Consider the following 17,560-nt stretch of genomic DNA (forward strand, 5'->3'; position numbering starts at 1 on the left):
GCTTCGGTCGTGCGAATCTTCTTGCGCCGCACCACACCTCGCCACCCGTTGGCCCGCATCAACCGTTCCACCGTGCACCGGGCCACCTCGATGCCTTCGCGCCGCAGGTGCGCCCACATCTTCTCCGCCCCGTACAGGCATTCCGGCCGACGTTTGCCGTTCTCGTCGGGCTCGTAATAACCGGCGAGGATCTCCGTGAGGGCGGTATCCCACAACGCCCGTTTCGACGGCGCACGTTTCGCCCAGGCATGGAAGGTGCGCGCCGAGATCTTCACCCCGCGCCCGGTCAACACCCGGCACATCGCCGAAATCGGGAACCGGGCCATGTGCTCGGCGATGAACTCACACACTAAAGGTGTCGCGGGTGCTTGTCCCGCGCGAAAAAAGACGTTGCCGCAGAAAGGATTTCGATCGTCTGCTCCAACTCGGCGATCTTCCGCTTCTGCTCCCGGATGATCCTGGCCGACTCCGTCGAGGCCCCCTCGGCCTCGCCCCGATCGACCACGGCCTGCCGGATCCATTTCCGCAGCGTCTCCGCCGTCATCCCCAGCCGAGCCGACACCGCCTTGATCGCGGCCCACTCACTGTCATAGTCGCCGCGATGGTCCACGACCAGCCGCACAGCCTTGGCCCTGGTCGCTTCGTCGTACTTCGCTGGCATAACTTGCCCATCCTAATGAGATCTAGCGGGTAGGCCTCCCCAGCTTTCTCGGTCGGGCAGACTCGCTTCTGGTAGCGACTGGCAGGTGAGCACCCGCCCAACCCGGGCCTCGAGCCCTGTTGAGAGATCGTGCCCCTGCCGGTCGGCCGGGAGAAATGGATCGCTGATGGGATGTCGTGCCCGCCGCGGGTCGGCGTGAGCACCGATTCATTAGGTCGCCGACGTTCTCCCTGCTCGCTGCCGGATCGGTTGTCCGACAACGATTGAACGGAGAGCTGCTGTGCTGCTGGTCGGTGACGACTGGGCCGAAGATCATCACGATGTCGAGTTGATGGACGACACCGGGAAACGACTGGCCAAAGCCCGGTTACCCGAGGGAATCACCGGGATCACCCGACTGCACGCCATGATCGGTGAACACCTCGGCGACGACGATGATGCCGCGCAGGTGCGGGTCGGGATCGAAACCGATCGCGGCCCATGGGTCGCGGCGCTGATCGCGGCCGGCTACACCGTGTTCGCAGTGAACCCGTTGCAAGCGGCCCGGTTCCGGGAACGCCGCAGCGTGTCCGGCGCGAAATCCGATGCCGCCGACGCGCACACCCTGGCGGACATGGTCCGAACCGACTCACACCAGCTGCGCCCGATCGCCGGCGACAGTCCTGCCGCCGAAGCGGTGAAAGTTGTCGCCCGAGCCCACAAGACGTTGATCTGGGACCGCACCCGCCATACTCAACGCCTGCGACACGGATTACGAGAGTACTTCCCCGCCGCTTTGGAAGCCTTCGACGACCTCGACGCGCCCGACGCCCTGGAACTGTTGGGCAAGGCACCCGACCCGACATCCGCGGCGAGGTTGTCGCTCAACCAAGTCCGCGCCGCATTGAAGCGCGCCGGACGCCGCGGCGACATCGACGCCAAGGCCACCCGCATCCACGCGATCCTGCGCAGCGAGCAACTGGGCCGGAACCCGGTCATCGAGCAGGCATACGCAGCCGGGACCCGCTCCACGGTCGCGATCCTGACCACTCTCGACGCGCAGGTGAAAGTCCTGCAACAGGAGGTCGAGGCCCATTTTGGCCGGCACCCGGCCGCTGAGATCATTCGGTCCCAGCCGGGACTGGGCACGATCCTCGGCGCCCGGGTGCTCGCCGAATTCGGAGACGACCCCGCCCGCTACACCAGCGCCAAGGCCCGCAAGAACTACGCCGCGACCAGCCCCATCACCCGCGCCTCCGGCAAGACGAAGGTCGTCACGGCCCGGTTCGTGCACCAAGACCGCCTGGTCGACGCCCTGATGGCACAGGCGTTCAGCGCGCTCAACGCGTCGTCGGGCGCGCGCTACTACTACGACAAGCAACGCGCCCGCGGCCTGGCCCACAACGCCGCCCTGCGACAGGTCGCCAACCGGCTCGTCGGCATCCTCCACGGCTGCCTCAAGACGAACACGCTCTACAACGAGACCACCGCCTGGGCACACCACAACCAAGATCAACAATCCGCAGCTTGACCGACCACCGCCATGGGATGTCTCTCAAGAAAGAGAGTGGGCATGAAACCCGGGGCGATTCACACTCGGCCGAAGAGTCACGGTTGGCGAGGTTCCTGAAGCCGCTGGGCAAGACTCTCGAACGGGTCTCGCGCGCCCACGCCGGGCCTAGATACGTTCGAACGACTTCTCCGTTTGTGTGCTCTACGCCCTCCACGCCCTCCGATGCCATCGGCTCGACGACCGACCCATCTGGCCGACCCGACTTCGTCAAGACTGCTCTCGGGCCTTGCCTTCACTCGCGGACAGGTGAACCCTCGAGTTCATGGCCAAGCCATATCGAGCGGGGTGGGGTGTCAGGGCATCCAACGCGTGGATGCGGACTGTGATACGCGCCGGGTTGCCGATGTGGACCTTCCGTGTCCTCACCGTGGCCGGACGGCGCACCGGCGACGCCATCCAGACGCCGTTGGCGGTGTTCGAACAGCATGGCCGACAATATCTTGTCGCGTCCTATGGAACGGTGAACTGGGTACGCAACCTTCGTGCGGCACAAGGGAAGGCGACGCTGCGCCAGGGCAGGCGCCTCGAGTCCGTGACAGCCGTCGAGTTGCCCACCGATCAAGCGGCCGAGGTGTTCCGCGCATCGCTGGTCACGGGGCCGCCACACGTTCCCAAACCCGTTGTGGCGCTCTACCGACGGTTCTTCGTGCTGCCCTACCTGGATGTGGATGTGGACTCATCACCGCAGCAATTCCTCGACAACGCCCGCACCCATCCGGTTTTCGAAATCGTGCCGGTATGACGAAGCATCGGACCTCCGCACGGCGCCGAGCGTCAGCCCGCGGTCCGTCGAGCTGATATCCACGCCGCACCCATCACAAGGGATGGATCGGCAAAGCCATACCTGATCTCGCCTGTCTCGAAGAATTCGCCAGCATGATCGCCCGCCGGACCCGATAGGGAGGGCCTATTGTCGAGGGCAGTGCTGAGGACCCGAGTCGAGATCGTACGGGGCTTGATGGCCATCGGTGCGGACTCGTGGTTGCGAGCTACTCGACGGTGTCGCACACCGTTGCCCTGGTCGGGGGCTTGCCACACCCGACGGACCCGCAGATCCCGCCCCTGAGCCGGGCGAGAGGATCACCGCGGGTCGCGGTCCGGACACCGCCCGCGCGGCGAGACCCACCTGAGCCGAATCCCCGCCGCGCGGGCGGCGACGCCCCCGTGTGGGCACACATCATCGGCGCTCGCGGGCAGCCGGTGGCACAGCGGCCCCTGGGCCATCGCATCCCCACATGACCGACTTCCACCAGTCGTCGAGTGGACTCGGGTCGGGCCACACCGCGGCTGCTTCGCTGAATTCCCGTCTGCCGGAGATTCTTTCGCCGGATTGCTCATTCACCGCCGCGGTCCGGTCGCGGAATGTGTCGACGTCGTCGTTGATGGCGCTACGTCCGGTACGCGATGCTTTTCGGTACCGGGATCGAGACGATCGTGGCGGCCCGATGAACGTCGAAATTTCCGGCTGGACCGCCATGACGTGCCTCCTCGTTCGCACTGCCACTGCGATTGGCAGTGCAACTCTCGTTCGGGTACTACCCACCCGACGGAGCTCGAATCTCCGGAAGGTCAACTGTCGCTCGGGGTCCACCGTTGTCGGGTATGGCGGGCAGGGACATCGTTGTGACAGTGAGCGAGGAAGACTGGTACGCGTTGAACACGCTGCGGCGGGAGTACGCGGGGATAAGCGTGCAGGTGGCCTACGTGGGTTGGGGTATTCGGGTACTGGGGATGCAGGCCCGGACTGGGCATCTTGCCTATGGGCAGTTGATTAACGGGGCCGCCAGCGGGTAGAGGACCGATGTCGGTGCAAATACGGACCCAAGCCGAAAACGCCGATATGGCGTGTTGCCTGCCACCCTGCCCGGACCTGCGCTCCCGACGCGCACACCGGGGACGGGCAACGGCCACCCACCACTCCCGAACAACCCAGATCCGAGGACGTAGATCAGGAGCAGAGCATGGGCACGATTCGGCTCACCGGCGAGATCGGAAAACCCTTCGCTGTCGATCCCAGCCCCGAACAGGTGACCATTACAGCCGGCGGGTCGCCGATGCGCGTCGGTGTACGCGTGACACCCGAGGGAGAAGCAGGCGCCGGCCAAGTGCGCGTCGTCGTTGGCGTCAACCCCGAATCGGGGCTGACCTTCACACACAGTCAGCTGACGGTCAACGACGGGACCACCTATCCCGCGGGCGCCGACTCTCGCGAGGATGTCTTGTCCTTCGAGGCCGTCACCATCGACTCCGAGGTGAATCCGGAGCTGTCCGTCGAGGTAAGGGCCAGCGAGCAAGCACCGCGAGACCCTACCGCCGTCTCGTTCGCAGTCGGCTTGACCTCGTGCGCCGTACCCGTCACGATCGCGACCCCAACCGACGAATGACCGGGCCCCCAACCAACCGCAAGCGTGTCCCCCTCGCAGGTTTTCGGAACTGGACGTTGCACTGCCGCTGACGTAGTTGGTGGGGTCGAGGCTGCCGCCGCCTCCGTAGCCGTCCAGTTTCGGTTGCGCGACAAGGGTCGTTCCAGCGGGCGCGGGTTCGACCTGCACGGTGCCCGCGACGCATGCGCGAGCATCGAAATACGTTGCTGGACTCCGTTGTCTATCCACCTCGCGCAGTAGCAGCAGCGGTCCGGGGTGCGTCACCTGTCGATGGGGCATTGTCGTGGACTCGCTGCGGTCCGCTCGGCGGCGCTGGTGATGTTGCGGACCATGCCGCCGAAGATCGCGGCGTGGAACGGGGCGACGGCATGCCAATAGATGTGGCCTGCCAGGCCGTGCGGGTCGAACAGGGCACGCTGGCGGTAGCGTGCTCCGCCGTTCGTGAGTGGGGTGACCGTCAGTTCCAGCCAGGCTCGCCCGGGAACCCGCATCTCCGCGCGCAACAGGATGCGCCGGCCGCGTTCGAGTCGTTCGACCCGCCACCAGTCCAGGGCTTCGCCCTCACGCAGCCGGTTCGGATGTCGGCGTCCCCGGCGCAGGCCGGCACCGCCGAGTAGGCGGTCGAGCCATCCGCGCAGCGCCCAGGCCAGCGGAAAGGAGTACCAGCCATTGGTGCCGCCGATCGACTCCAGCACCGACCAGAGGGTCGTTGGATCGGCGATGGTATTCCGTTCCCGCACATCGGAATACGCCGAACCACCGGACCATTCCGGATCGGTGGGCAGCGGATCCGACGGGGCGTCGGACGGACTCGCATCCGACCATCGGGTAGGGACATCCAGGGTCCTGACGCGCTGCAAGGCCAAGCCGACCGCGCGCCGATACGGTGTGAGCCCGCCCCGTGGGTCGGGAATGTATTGGGCGACACGGTGTTCAGCGCACACCACATCGTTGGCCAGCGACTCCATCAGCGGCACCGCGATCGCTCGGGGCACCGGTGTCACCAGGTTCACCCACTGCGCCGACAACCACGGTGTGAGCACGGGGACCGGCACGATCAGGCGGTGTGGCAACTCGGCGACCTCGGCGTACCCGCGCATCATGCCCAGAAAGGTGAGCACGTCGGGCCCGCCGATGTCGAAGGCTTCGTTGACCGTGTCGGGTAGTCCGGCCGCACCGGTCAAGTAATGGATGACATCGCGCACCGCGATGGGCTGGATGCGGTTGCGCACCCACCGCGGCGTCACCATCACCGGCAGCCGTTCGGTGAGATACCGCAGCATCTCGAAACTGGCCGAGCCCGAACCGATGATGACCGCCGCCCGCAACACCGCGGTCGGTGTTGCCGAGCGCAACAGGATCTCACCGACCTCGGCGCGCGAGGCCAGATGACGTGACAGCGCCTGCCCGGCGGGAGTGATCCCGCCCAGGTACACGACCCGGGTCAGTCCGGCACGATCGGCTTCGGCGGCGACCACTCCCGCGGCATCGCGATCGATACGCGCGAAATCGGCGCGGGTCAGCGAATGGACCAGGTAGTAGAGAACCTCTCGACCCACCAGCGCGGCCCGCACGTCCTCGGCGCGAGTGACGTCACCACGCAGCACGCTCACGCGGTCGCGCCAGGCCGCATCGTCGAGTTTGCCCGGGTCCCGGGCCAGCACCCGGACCGAATGACCGGCTGCCAGCAGCTCCGGGACCAACCGGCCACCGATGTAACCCGTGGCACCGAACACCACACACCGCACGTGATCACCTCTTCCGATGACGAACAGGCACAATCGAGACATGTCGCACCGCTCTATGTCCGCGCCCGAACAGACCGGGCTGTCGGTGCGTGCGGTGGCCGAACGGCTGGGCCTTCCTACCGCGACGCTGCGCAGCTGGAATCGGCGATACGGAATCGGCCCGCGCCAGGACCGGCCCGGCCGGCATCGCCTCTATACCGAAACCGATATCGCGACGCTGTCGCGGATGGTCGAGCTCGTTCGCGCGGGATCCACCCCCGCCGGCGCGGCGGCGGCCGCGCAGGGAGCAGTCCTGCCCTTGGGCGACGAGGCGACCCTGTTGTCGGCAGCCTTCGCACTCGATTCCAGCACGGTGTGCGAGCTGCTGGAGAACCATCTGCGCAGCTTCGGCGTCGTCGACACCTGGGATCGCCTGTGCCGCCCGGTGTTCGCGCAGATCATCGGCCGTCAGCGCGCGGGCGAAGGCTGCGTGGATGTCGAGCATCTGCTGTCGTGGTGCATGGTCGCGGCGCTGCACCGCGCGGTTGCGCCGGTGCTCACCGCGGAGTCCGCGCCACTGGTCCTGGCCTGCACCGGCGGCGAAACCCACTCGCTGCCATTGGAAGTCCTGCGCGCGGGGCTCGCCGAACACGGTGTGGGCGCCCGCATGCTCGGCCCGGACGTGCCGACCACCGCCTTGACCGACACGCTGGGCCGTCTTTCCGCGCCCGCCACCGTCGTGCTGTGGTCTCAGCAGGAAGCCACGGCACTGACCTCCGCGATTCGGGCGTGCGACGACGCCGGCGCGACGGTGTACGTCGGCGGACCGGGTTGGGACACCCTCATCCTGCCGGATCCAGCCCGACGCCTGTCCAGCCTGACCGACGCGCTCACGCAGCTGCGCGTGCCGGTCGTGGGCTGAGAAGTACCGGCGCGCTGCACGAATCGCGATGAGCGCGACACCGGTCCGCTCTCGCGTGCCACATGGGGTGATCACATGATCGGTGCGTAGGCGATGAATCCGGGGCCGGCGCACGGAGACCGTTCGCGACCCTCTCATCGGCGAGGTCTGTTGCTGCTCGATCAGAATGGCCGGACAGCACATCGGCTGCCTCCCGCAGTGTGGCGAGGGTTCATCGCGACACCGCCGCGCCCGTCGGTGCGCCGCGAGTTCCGCGGTGGCGCAGGACCATCTGCCACGTGTCCAGGTACCCGGACCGGAACCCCGCCTCGGAGTACGCGAGATACAGTCGCCACATGCGCCGGAAGACCTCGTCGAAGCCGAGCGCGCCGACTCGGTCGGCGGCCGCGGTGAACCGGGCATCCCAGAGTCGCAGCGTATGAGCGTAATGCTGTCCCAGTGACAGCCGATCGACGATCTCGAGCCCGGTATGGGTGGAAAGCAGCTGTGCCAGTAGTTCTTCCGAGGGCAGGAAGCCACCGGGGAAGATGTACTTCTGTATCCAGGTATGGGTCCTGCGGGTCGCCCGCATGCGATCGTGCGGCATGGTGATCACCTGCAGGGCGATGCGGCCCGATGGTGCGAGGGCGCGTTCGAGGGTGGTGAGATAGCCGGGCAGGTAGTCGTAGCCGACGGCCTCGATCATCTCGACCGAGACCACCGCGTCGTAGTGCCCGTCGATGTCGCGGTAGTCGAGCAACTCGATCGACACCCGATCGGCGAGCCCTGCCTCGGTGACCCGCCGCCGCGCCAGTTGCTGTTGTTCCGCCGACAGGGTGATGGACCGGACAGTGGCGCCGCGGCGCGCCGCCCGAATCGCGAGCTCGCCCCAGCCGGTACCGATTTCGAGCACCGAACTGCCCGGCCCGACCGCGGCAGAGTCCAGGAGCCGGTCGATCTTGCGAGCCTGGGCCCCGGCCAGCTCCGCCCACACCGGTGCGGGTTCGAGCACCTCGAACAACGCCGACGAGTAGGTCATGGTCTCGTCGAGGAACAGTGCGAAGAAGTCGTTGGACAGGTCGTAATGATGAGCGGCGTTGCTGCGCGCGCCGTCGCGTCCGGCACGTGTCCGCGCCGGTCGCCGCGGCAGCACCAGCGACCGCAGCGCTTGCAGCGGCACGGGTACCAGCCGGTCGATCTGCGCGGCCAGGACGGTCAAGACCGCGGCCGGGTCGGGCGCGGACCAGTCACCGGCCATGTAGGCCTCGCCGAATCCGATGAGTCCGGTCGCGGCGATCCGGGCCGCGAACGCGTCCGGATCGTGCAGTATCAGGCGGGGCGCCTGCGGGTGGTGTGCCGAGCCGCCGAGCAGTCGGCCCTCGGGCAGTTCGACTCGCAGCGCGAGGCGCCGCACCGCATGCCCGAACAAGGCCATGACGACCGGGCGGCCGGCGACGGCACGCACCCCGCGCGGCACCCTCGGCAGGTCCGGCCACCGGTCACCGACCGGTGCGACGAACGCGGGTTGGGCCGGGCATGGCGAGATGGTCACGGCAGTGCCTCCTGGGACCGATGCGGTGTATGCGGGATGACCGGCAGGCCGCGCGCCCACAGGCGCAACCCCTGGCCACGGATGCGGGCGGCGATGCGCCAGGTCTCGAGCGGATGCGCGAGCACCGTACGGGTCACCGTGCGCCGGTTCGCGGGCAGGACCAGACCGCGCACGGTGGCCTCGAAGCGGGTTCGGCCATCGGCGTCCTCGAGCGCTATCGCCAGGTGCAGCCGGCTGCCGGGAACCGGTGCGCGCAGCCGATAGCGACCGGTCACCGGATTGAACGGCGAGACGTAGAACTGTTTGCCGACGACGACTTGCGGATCGGGTGGTACCAGATATCGGTGTCGCTCGCCGTAGGTGTTGTGCACTTCGGCGATCACACAGCGCAGCGCGCCCGCGGGATCGTGGCACCAGTACACGGTGAGGGGATTGAAGACGTATCCGAGCACCCGGGCATTGGCGAGCATGAGGATCTGCCCGCCGCACGAATCGATCCCCTGATCGGCGAGGTACCCAATGACGTTGTCGCGCAAGGTGGCATCGGGATCACCGAGATGGTCGCGCGCGTGAAAGCCCACCAGCGGGCGCAGTGGCCGCGGCGGCACGGGCACCTCGTCGAGGTCCACCAGCCAGCTGTAGCTGCGGTAGGCGAATCGGTGCCGGATCGGTTCGCGGCGGTCGTGGCGGATCACGGTGCGCACCAGGCGTGGCCGGGTCATGGCACCTCCTGCGCGGCGGCGATCGGCAGCGACGGGCCCCCGCTCCAGCGCCCGCCGACACGTTCGGCGGCGCGCAGCCCCGACAGTGCGCCGTCCTCGTGAAAGCCCCACCCGTGGTACGCGCCGGCGAAAGCGACTGTGTGGTCGCCGATTTCGGACAGACGTCGGCGCGCCGCCACGGCCGACGGGGTGTACTGCGGGTGCTCGTAGGTCATGGTGGCCAGGACGGTGTCGCGTGCCACCCGCTCCTGGTCGCCGAGTGTGACCAGGAATCGGCGGCCGGCGTTCGCCGGAAGGCGTTGCAGCCGGGTCAGGTCATAGCTGACGAGGACACGGTCGGGGGCGGCGGTGCAGTGCGGCAGGCGGTAGTTCCACGAGGCGCGGGCGCCGCTACGGCGCGGCAGCACCGATTCGTCGGTGTGCAGCACGGTGTGGTTGGTCGAATAGGGCAGTGCCGCAAGGACAGCGGTTTCGACCGGGGTCGGCGCGGCCAGCAGCCGCAGGGCCTGGTCCGGATGGGTGGCGATCACCGCGGCGTCGAAGAAGTCCACCGTGTCGGCGTCGTCGCGCACCGCGACCGTCCGCGCGGCGCGGTGGATCTTGCGGACGGGCACACCGGCCCGTACTTCGTGCAGGCCCGCCGCGACGGTGTCGACGTAGGTCGCGGAGCCTCCGGTCACCGTCCTCCAGGTCGGTGACCCGAACACGGTCAGCATGCCGTGATGGTCGAGGAAGGTGAACAGGGAGCGGGCCGGATACCGCAGCGCCATCTGCGGCGGGCAGGACCAGACCGCGGCCACCAGCGGAACCATGAAATGCGCCGTGAAATAGGCCGAGAAGCCGCCCACCTGCAGGAAATCGTCCAGGGTGAGCAGTTCGTCGCCATCATCGGCGAGCGCTTCGCGCGCGAGGCGATGGAAACCGATGATCTCGCCGAGCATGCGCAGATAGGGCGCACTGCCCAGCACTCCCGGATTCGGGATCAGTCCACGGGCGCCCTTGCCCCCGGCGTATTCGAGTCCGCAGCCGTCACAGCGGATCGACATCGACATATCCGATTCCTGTGTGCGCACACCCAATTCACCGAACAGTCGAAGCAGCGTGGGGTAGGTGCGATCGTTGTGCACGATGAACCCGGAGTCGACCCCGAGCAGCTGCCCGGTGCCATCGGCCCACGCAGCGATCCGATGGGTGTGCGCATGGCCACCCAGCCGCGAATCGGCTTCGTAGAGCACCACTTCGCAGTCCCTGGCCAGAACCCACGCCGCGGTGAGGCCGGCCACCCCGCTGCCGACCACCGCGACCCGCCGGCGCCGACCGCTCAACGCGCGCACAGCGGTCCCATCGAGACGACGACACGGGCGCACTGCCGATCGGACGGTCGCTGAGCAGGGACCGGCGAGGTGAGCGCCGCGGTGAGCCGTGCGCGCCTGAGATGTCGGGTCGTGGCCATGAGGTTCTCCGCCGTTCGGGCGAACCGAAGGGCTGTCCGGTTCGCAACGTCGACGCTACCATTGAATCGATGCATAATCGATGCATCAGCGTGGATAGATTTCGGCGACCACCGCCGGCGGGGCCCTCCCCCGCGCGGCCGCAGAGGAGGCGACCCATGGTCCTTCACCTCCCAGTCCCGCTCGACGCCATACTCGACCGCACCGTGGTACTCGGATACGGCCGCACCGGATTCCGGCTGCGACACCGCTCATGGTCGCCGCTGCCGCCGGATGCGCTGCGCGGCAGGACCGCCGCGGTCACCGGCGCGAACTCCGGCATCGGCAAGGCCATCGCGGCCGGATTGACCGGACTCGGCGCCGCGGTCACCCTGCTGGTCAGGGACGAGTCACGCGGCGCCGCAGCCGCGGCGCAGATCGCCGCGGTGACGGCGGGCGTCACGCCCGAGGTCGAACGATGCGACGTCTCCGACCTCGCCGACATCCGGCGGTTCGCGACCGGCTTCGTCCAGCGCACCGAGCGACTGGATGTCCTGGTCCACAACGCCGGCGTGCTACCGGCGGCGCGCGGTGAAAGCCCCCAGGGCCACGAGATCTGCCTGGCCACACACGTTCTGGGTCCACTGCTGCTCACCGAGCAGCTCGCGCCGGCGATGACGCGGGCGGCGAGCGGACGGGTGATCCTGGTGTCGTCGGGCGGGATGTACACCCAGACTGTGCCCGACGGCGACTTCGAATACCGGACGGGCGAATATCACGGCGCGACCGCGTACGCCCGAACCAAGCGCATGCAGGTCGCTCTGACGCCGATATTGTCCGATCGGTATGCGGCAGAAGGCATCTCGGTGCACTGCATGCATCCGGGATGGGTGGACACCCCCGGAGTGGCCACCTCACTGCCGAGGTTTCGCGCGCTGACGCGGCCGCTGCTGCGCACACCGGCCCAAGGCGCGGACACCGCGGTCTGGCTGGCCGCGACCGATGTCGCCTCCGGACGGTTCTGGCACGACCGGCGCGCCAGACCCGAGCACTATCTGCGCCGGACCGCCGAATCCGCTGCCGCAGCCGAGCGCGTGTGGCAGTACTGCGCGGCCGCGGCCGGCATCTCGGCCGCATGAGTCCCGGTCACATGCCGTTGAATTCGACGATCGGCGCCGGATACTGCGCCGCCGGCACACCCGCCCGCCAGGGGCGGTGGATCTCCGCGCCGGACAGTTGTGCCAGTTCGGGCAGCCAACGACGCACATAGTCGCCGTCGGGGTCGAACCGCTCGGCTTGCCGCAACGGGTTGAGCACGCGACTCGAGCGGGTGTCGGTGCCCGTTCCGGCCATCCACTGCCAGTTCATCCGGTTGTTGGCCACATCGGCGTCGACCAGCCAGCGCTCGAAATGCCGTGCGCCCACTCGCCAATCCACCCGCAGCGTCTTGACCAGGAAGCTGGCGGTGATCAGCCGGGACCGGCCCGGCATCCGGCCTTGTGCGGTGAGCTGCCGCATCCCCGCATCGACCATCGGGTACCCGGTCAGGCCGGCGCGCCACGCCGCCACCGCGTGCGCATCGTTGCGCCACGGCCGGGACCTGTCGCGGTAGTCGGCAGTTGCGATCTCGGGACGGTCCGCCAGCACCTGATGGTAGAAGTCGCGCCAGGCCAATTGCCGGACGAAGGCATACCCACCGGGGTCGGAGATGTCGGCGCGGAAGACGATCTCGGCTGCGGACAGGCAACCGAAGTGCAGGTAGGCGGAAAGCCCCGAGGTTCCGTCGACGGCAGGCACGTCCTTGACCTGCGCATACTCGCGCACCGGACCGGACAGCCAGTGCTCGAGCAGCCTACGACCCGTCGTCTCCCCGCCCACGGACAGTTCCGGCGAGCCGGGGCCGGCACCCAGCGCGGCCGGGTCGGGAATCGCCTCGCTCGCGATCGGCGGCACAACCACCGCGGCCGGTGCGTTCAGCGGGCGCCGCATCGGTGTGTCGAGCCAGCGCCGCAAGTACGGCGTGAACACCGCGTAGTGGCTCCGGCCGGTGTCGGGCCGCAGTGCGCGAGCATCCACGGCGGTGATCGACGCCGGATGAATACGCAGGGTGCAGCCGATGCGGGACAGCCGTTCGCGCAGGGCGGCTTGCCGCCGGGCGCTGTAGCCGGTGACGTCAGCGGCGACGTGCACGCTGTGCGCGTTCGATTCCGCCGCGACAGCCGCGACCTCCTCGACGACATGGCCGCGTCGCGCCACCAATCGCCCACCGCGCGCGCGGAGCTCGGCGTCGAGCTCGGTGAGCGCGGCGGTGAGGAAGCGCATCCGATTGGGCGCGTCGGACACCTTGGCGAGCAGATCGACATCGAGAACGAACAGCGGCACCACCCTCTCCCCCGCACGGCATGCCGCATCCAGCGCCGGATTGTCGTGCACACGCAGGTCTCGGGTGAACAGCGCGATGGATGCCGTCATGCCTGTAACCCTAGACGTAATTCGATTCACTATCGATGCATATGAGGCGACCTGTCTGCGGTACACGGGCCCGGACCTGTCGTGTGGGTACCCACGCCGACCCTCGACGTGCGAGATCGGTACCTCATTCCGCGCACAATGGTGTGAAGCGGTCGAGTCCGCCCGTAGTCGGGGTTGTCAGATACCAGCAGGCGTTCTCCCCCGCCGCTGCGATCGCGGCGCTGACATCGTTCCACTGGGCGGTGTCCAGCATTGCAGTGCGTGACAGGACGAATCCCGACAGACGGTTGGGATCGGTCACCAGCGCCCACGAGTAGTCGTCGCCGAGGGCGGTAACGATGTAGTTGGGCGGGCCATAACGTGCGTCCTGGGTTGGCACGCCGGGGAAACTGACGTGCAGTTGCGCGTCCGTCACCGGATCGGTGACCGTGGCCGTGCCCCGGATCTCGCTCACGCTGCCGGACCACGTCGTGCACGAGTTGTGCACCGACACATCGCCATATGCGTCCAGCGCATAGTCCGCACGCGTGTCCCTGGCACAGATGAGGTTGAAATACTGTGGTATCGCGGCCAGTTGGTACCAGGTGCCGAGATACCGGCCCAAATCAAGTCGGGCGACCGGTGCCGGCGGGTCGGCGTGCGCAGACGCCGAGGGACCGATTCCGGCGACCGCGATCGAGCAGGCCACAGCCACGCAGATCGCCGACGAAAGCCGGCGCAGTCGGTTCGGATTCATGATGCCTGTCCTTCCTGGCGGTGTACTCGTCCGTCGATTTCGATGGTTCGATCAATGCAGGGTCGCCGAGAACGGCGGACACAGCTGGGACCACGAGCGTGCACACAACGAAGGTGTCGAGCAGGATGCCGACCACGATACCCAGCCGAGTAGGCGTGACCAGTCGCAACACCCCTCAGTACGCAGAACACCGCCGCCCGCACCAGCGCCTGATTGTGTCGCGCCGTGTGACGGATATCCAGCGCCTGCCCCTCATCGCGCCCAACCACCTGAGACACCAAGGGCCAGAACATCTTTCGTCCCCACGATGCCAGCGCGGGTGGTAGAGCCAAGATGGGTGCCCCGATGCCCTACCGCTCGGCCGGGCTTACCTGCGACGCGCTGGACTGTGTCGACTTCCTCTGTGCCACGAACAACTCCGTTCAGCTACCCAAATTCCCACGCGCCGGGCTGGGTGAGCTTTCCCAGCCCTGGAACGTGCCTTCGGCTACAGCAAATCTCGGATAGCCGGCCGTGCGTTTCAGCCGCTGACGGAGGCGGTCCCGTTTCGAGGTGCCCCGTGAAGCGCTGTGACCAACCGGGGTCGGAATTGACCGTGACGGTGAAGTCGTACCAACCGTTGTTGTAGGCGACGGCGTTGAAATAGTCGCTGACGGTTTTGCCGGCCGCGACGGAGTACGTCCAGGGCCCGTCTGTGCGGTACTGGTTGGCTTTGATGGTGAAGGTAACCGTGGCAGTGCCGGTGTTGGTCATGGCGAACCAGACGGAGAGCTTGCCGGTGTTGGGTGCGTTGGAGTAGGAGCTGGCCACTGATGCGGTCTTTCCGGCCTTGGTGATGTCGCCTTGGAAGCGGCGCAGGAATCGGTTGGGGCCGATGACCGTCAGGTCGTAGGCGCCGTTGCCGTAACCGGTGCCGACCTCGTAGAAATCGCTGGCATTGCCACCCGCACCGACCGTGTACTGCCATGGCCCACCGGAGCGAAAGGCGTTGACGTAGGCGGAGAAATGCGCCGCGTGAGTCGCGGGTGCGCCGACATTGGCGAAGGTGATCCAGGCACGGGCTTCGCCACTGGCTCCGTATGTGAAATGGTCCAGGTAGGCGTTGGGCTGATAGGGCAGAGCACGGGCTGGGCGAGTTCCGGATTCTTGTGCGGGTTGGGAATTGGATGTGGGTGCTGGATTCGGTTCGGGGGCGCATGCCGCCAGCCCGATCAGCGCAGAGGTGTCGGGCAGTGTCGGCAGGCCGGTAACGGGAGAGGAGAAGTTGAACAGCCCGGTCAGGTCTCCGCAGACCGAACGCCGCCAGGCACTGATGTTCGGGCAGGTGGCCTTTTTTCCGAGCGCGGCGGTCCAGGCTTCCAGGAAACGCAATACCGAGGTGTGGTCGAACACTTCGGAACTCACCCAGCCGCCGCGCGTCCACGGCGAGATGACGATCAGCGGCACCCGGAAGCCGAGGCCGATGGGAACTCCGTTGAGGAATTCGTCCGCGGTGCCGCCCGGTGCGACCGGCGGCGGCACGTGGTCGAACAATCCGTCGTTCTCGTCGTAGTTCAGGATCAGCACCGTCGAATTGAAGACACTGGGATCGGCGTTGAGCGCGTTGATCACGTTATGGACGAAGTGGGCGCCATCGTTGGGCGGGGCGTAGGGGTGTTCGGAAGACGCTTGATCGGGCACGATCCACGACACCTGCGGCAGTTTGCCCGTAACGACGTCGGCCTTGATCGCGGCCACGATGTCGTCAGGGGTTTTGCCGGTGGTCGCCGGCACCGAATTCATGCCATTGACAGCGAGTGGGCTGCCGGGGGCGGCGTTCGCGAACTGCTTGAAGTAGGCAAGTGCGTTGTCGCCGAAGTTATCCGCGGCGTTCTGGTAGACCTTCCAGCTGATGCCCGCATTCTGCAGCGCCTCGGCGTAGGTCTGCCACCCTAGCCCGGATTCGTCGCGACGCCCTGCACTGTCATTCCGTCTGCGAACGTCCTGAGCGACAACCGAGAAGTCGATGCGTCACCGCTATCGATCGCACTGCTCGCTGAGGGCTTGATCTCGCCAGCCGAAGATCGCAGCGACGAATTATGCATGCAGAGAAGGGGTTTGACTTGGTCGCCGGGGTCAACATCGCTGGTGGGATGATCACCGGTGCACTCGCGGCCGCAGCGTTGACGCTGCCCGTCGTCGCGGACGCCCAACCGCGCTCGCTCCGATGGCGACCGACACCAGGACCCCGTCCATGCAGCCGATCTACGCAAATACCGACAACTCCGGTCGGTCCGGATCCACGAGCGGCGGTAAGGCCGATGGCCATGGTGGTCTCCTACCGTCCGGGGCGTGGACCCACGACTCCACTGAAACCGGTTCGGGACAGATCCGCCTACCGGCTGAAACGATGCTCGAGGGGAATGTGGATCTACCGGGGCGAGCTGGTCGACAGGGCGGCCTGGGTCGAATCGGTCGGGTCGTCGGGAGGTACCCAGGGAAGGGCCGAGTGGTGGGGTGGGAGGTGCCAGTTGTGCTGGCGGGCGGTATGTTCCGCGATCCGCAGGAAGTTCGTGACGGCCGGGCTGAGCGGTTCGTCGCGCCAGGCGATGCACCAGGGGTAGTACGGCTGTAGTTCGGCAGGATGGTGCATCGGGATTCCGACATCACCGTATCGTGCTGCGTAGCTTTCGAATTCGAGAACGTAGGCCGCGTCGGTGGCACGATGCACGGCGGCCAGGCAATGCCCGAAGGTTCCCGGGTTACCGAGCCATCGCATCGACATTCCGGTGTGGCGTTCGAAGGCCGTGAGGTAGTCGCCATGCGCGTTGTAAAGCCCGGATGCGGGACTGTCCGCGAAGACCTCCACGGGACGCTCGAACAAGGAGGCCGTAGCCTTCGGCGGATCACCCGGGCGGCCGACCAGATACATCGGTTCGAGACGTAGGCGATGGAATCGCCAGCCCGTCGGATACCGGGCGGCCATCGGGGCCGTGACGCGCAGTACTGCGACGTCGAGTCGTTTGTCCAGCAGCGCGTCCAACTGCCGGAGGCTGTCCAGCGAACGCTCGATGAGTTGGACGTCCGGATAGGCTGCCGCGAAGGCATCCGCGACGATCCGGCTGGTCTGCAACTCGAAGATGTGCGCTATGCGCACGGCTCCGGACTCGGTGGTCTGTTCGCTGATGCGCGTGGCCAGGGCGATCATGTCCCGGGCGTCGGGGAGCACACGGTGTCCACGGGCTGTCAGCGTTACGTGGCGGCTGTCGCGTTCGAGCAACCGGCCGCCGAGCTGATCCTCGAGCTTGCGAATCTGCTTCGACAGGGCGGGCTGGCTGATGTAGAGCCTGGCGGCGGCGCGGCCGAAGTGCAGTTCCTCGGCGACGGTGACGAAGTAACGCAGCAGGCGCAGGTCCAAGTCCACGATCCCCCCTCGCTTCTTTG

Annotated in this window: 13 protein-coding genes and 2 pseudogenes; 5 read left to right on the forward strand and 10 right to left on the reverse strand. The window is 67.2% G+C overall.

The genetic code is table 11. From position 1 onward, the window contains the following. Nucleotides 1–661 (reverse strand): annotated as a pseudogene (locus AB0L60_RS32680) (IS3 family transposase); the annotation flags it as partial. A gap of 280 nt (nt 662–941) precedes the next feature. On the opposite strand from AB0L60_RS32680, the gene AB0L60_RS32685 reads away from it, so the two are divergent. The 3 genes from AB0L60_RS32685 to AB0L60_RS32695 all read left to right on the forward strand — a co-directional run bounded on the left by AB0L60_RS32685 (nt 942) and on the right by AB0L60_RS32695 (nt 4,597). Beyond that, the gene (locus AB0L60_RS32685; RefSeq protein WP_364621964.1) at nt 942–2,171 is read left to right on the forward strand and encodes an IS110 family transposase; all 1,230 of its coding nucleotides are present in this window, start codon (nt 942–944) and stop codon (nt 2,169–2,171) included. Between the two features lie 304 nt (nt 2,172–2,475). Next, nucleotides 2,476–2,955, forward strand: coding sequence for a nitroreductase family deazaflavin-dependent oxidoreductase (locus tag AB0L60_RS32690; protein WP_364621965.1), 480 nt, complete (start codon nt 2,476–2,478; stop codon nt 2,953–2,955). Nucleotides 2,956–4,174: 1,219 nt separating this feature from the next. Further along, nucleotides 4,175–4,597, forward strand: coding sequence for a hypothetical protein (locus AB0L60_RS32695; protein ID WP_364621968.1), 423 nt, complete (start codon nt 4,175–4,177; stop codon nt 4,595–4,597). Nucleotides 4,598–4,857: 260 nt separating this feature from the next. Here the strand turns inward: AB0L60_RS32695 and AB0L60_RS32700 are convergent, their stop codons facing one another. Further along, on the reverse strand, nt 4,858–6,345 hold the full coding sequence (locus AB0L60_RS32700) for an SDR family oxidoreductase (RefSeq protein WP_364621971.1): 1,488 nt from the start codon (nt 6,343–6,345) through the stop codon (nt 4,858–4,860). Nucleotides 6,346–6,385: 40 nt separating this feature from the next. On the opposite strand from AB0L60_RS32700, the gene AB0L60_RS32705 reads away from it, so the two are divergent. Next, nucleotides 6,386–7,246 (forward strand): MerR family transcriptional regulator, encoded by an 861-nt coding sequence (locus tag AB0L60_RS32705; RefSeq protein ID WP_364621974.1) that lies wholly within the window; start codon nt 6,386–6,388, stop codon nt 7,244–7,246. A gap of 211 nt (nt 7,247–7,457) precedes the next feature. Here the strand turns inward: AB0L60_RS32705 and AB0L60_RS32710 are convergent, their stop codons facing one another. From AB0L60_RS32710 to AB0L60_RS32720, 3 genes are read right to left on the reverse strand one after another with little or no spacing between them, the layout of a single operon-like run. After that, nucleotides 7,458–8,777 (reverse strand): cyclopropane-fatty-acyl-phospholipid synthase family protein, encoded by a 1,320-nt coding sequence (locus AB0L60_RS32710; RefSeq protein ID WP_364621977.1) that lies wholly within the window; start codon nt 8,775–8,777, stop codon nt 7,458–7,460. After that, nucleotides 8,774–9,499 (reverse strand): DUF1365 domain-containing protein, encoded by a 726-nt coding sequence (locus AB0L60_RS32715; RefSeq protein WP_364621980.1) that lies wholly within the window; start codon nt 9,497–9,499, stop codon nt 8,774–8,776. The genes AB0L60_RS32710 and AB0L60_RS32715 overlap by 4 nt, the downstream gene beginning before the upstream one ends. After that, nucleotides 9,496–10,824 carry an FAD-dependent oxidoreductase gene (locus AB0L60_RS32720; RefSeq protein ID WP_364621983.1) on the reverse strand — a complete coding sequence of 443 codons (1,329 nt, stop codon included), beginning with the start codon at nt 10,822–10,824 and terminating at the stop codon, nt 9,496–9,498. The genes AB0L60_RS32715 and AB0L60_RS32720 overlap by 4 nt, the downstream gene beginning before the upstream one ends. A gap of 284 nt (nt 10,825–11,108) precedes the next feature. Here AB0L60_RS32720 and AB0L60_RS32725 point away from each other — a divergent pair, with 284 nt between their 5' ends. Beyond that, a complete protein-coding gene (locus AB0L60_RS32725) occupies nt 11,109–12,068 on the forward strand; it encodes an SDR family NAD(P)-dependent oxidoreductase (RefSeq protein ID WP_364621986.1) in 960 nt (319 codons plus the stop codon). A gap of 7 nt (nt 12,069–12,075) precedes the next feature. Here the strand turns inward: AB0L60_RS32725 and AB0L60_RS32730 are convergent, their stop codons facing one another. From AB0L60_RS32730 to AB0L60_RS32750, 5 genes and pseudogenes are all read right to left on the reverse strand, one after another. Next, nucleotides 12,076–13,401: a deoxyribodipyrimidine photo-lyase gene (locus tag AB0L60_RS32730; RefSeq protein WP_364621989.1), complete on the reverse strand. Its 1,326-nt coding sequence runs from the start codon at nt 13,399–13,401 to the stop codon at nt 12,076–12,078. Nucleotides 13,402–13,525: 124 nt separating this feature from the next. Beyond that, entirely contained in the window at nt 13,526–14,137 is a 612-nt protein-coding gene (locus AB0L60_RS32735) for a lipocalin family protein (protein ID WP_364621992.1), read from the reverse strand. Nucleotides 14,138–14,198: 61 nt separating this feature from the next. Continuing rightward, a pseudogene (locus AB0L60_RS32740) lies at nt 14,199–14,343 on the reverse strand (hypothetical protein); the annotation flags it as partial. Nucleotides 14,344–14,563: 220 nt separating this feature from the next. Next, on the reverse strand, nt 14,564–16,144 hold the full coding sequence (locus AB0L60_RS32745; RefSeq protein ID WP_364622295.1) for an alkaline phosphatase family protein: 1,581 nt from the start codon (nt 16,142–16,144) through the stop codon (nt 14,564–14,566). A gap of 403 nt (nt 16,145–16,547) precedes the next feature. Next, nucleotides 16,548–17,540, reverse strand: coding sequence for a LysR family transcriptional regulator (locus tag AB0L60_RS32750; protein WP_364621995.1), 993 nt, complete (start codon nt 17,538–17,540; stop codon nt 16,548–16,550). Nucleotides 17,541–17,560 lie beyond the last annotated feature (20 nt).

The organism is Nocardia sp. NPDC051981, assembly GCF_040680715.1.
Classification (GTDB): domain Bacteria; phylum Actinomycetota; class Actinomycetes; order Mycobacteriales; family Mycobacteriaceae; genus Nocardia.

Bases quoted from the DNA above. Each gene is read 5' to 3' on its own strand.
- AB0L60_RS32690 (WP_364621965.1), top strand. From the start codon at position 2,476: ATGGCCAAGCCATATCGAGCGGGGTGGGGTGTCAGGGCATCCAACGCG.
- AB0L60_RS32695 (WP_364621968.1), top strand. From the start codon at position 4,175: ATGGGCACGATTCGGCTCACCGGCGAGATCGGAAAACCCTTCGCTGTC.
- AB0L60_RS32705 (WP_364621974.1), top strand. From the start codon at position 6,386: ATGTCGCACCGCTCTATGTCCGCGCCCGAACAGACCGGGCTGTCGGTG.
- AB0L60_RS32715 (WP_364621980.1), bottom strand. From the start codon at position 9,499: ATGACCCGGCCACGCCTGGTGCGCACCGTGATCCGCCACGACCGCCGC.
- AB0L60_RS32725 (WP_364621986.1), top strand. From the start codon at position 11,109: ATGGTCCTTCACCTCCCAGTCCCGCTCGACGCCATACTCGACCGCACC.
- AB0L60_RS32730 (WP_364621989.1), bottom strand. From the start codon at position 13,401: ATGACGGCATCCATCGCGCTGTTCACCCGAGACCTGCGTGTGCACGAC.
- AB0L60_RS32735 (WP_364621992.1), bottom strand. From the start codon at position 14,137: ATGAATCCGAACCGACTGCGCCGGCTTTCGTCGGCGATCTGCGTGGCT.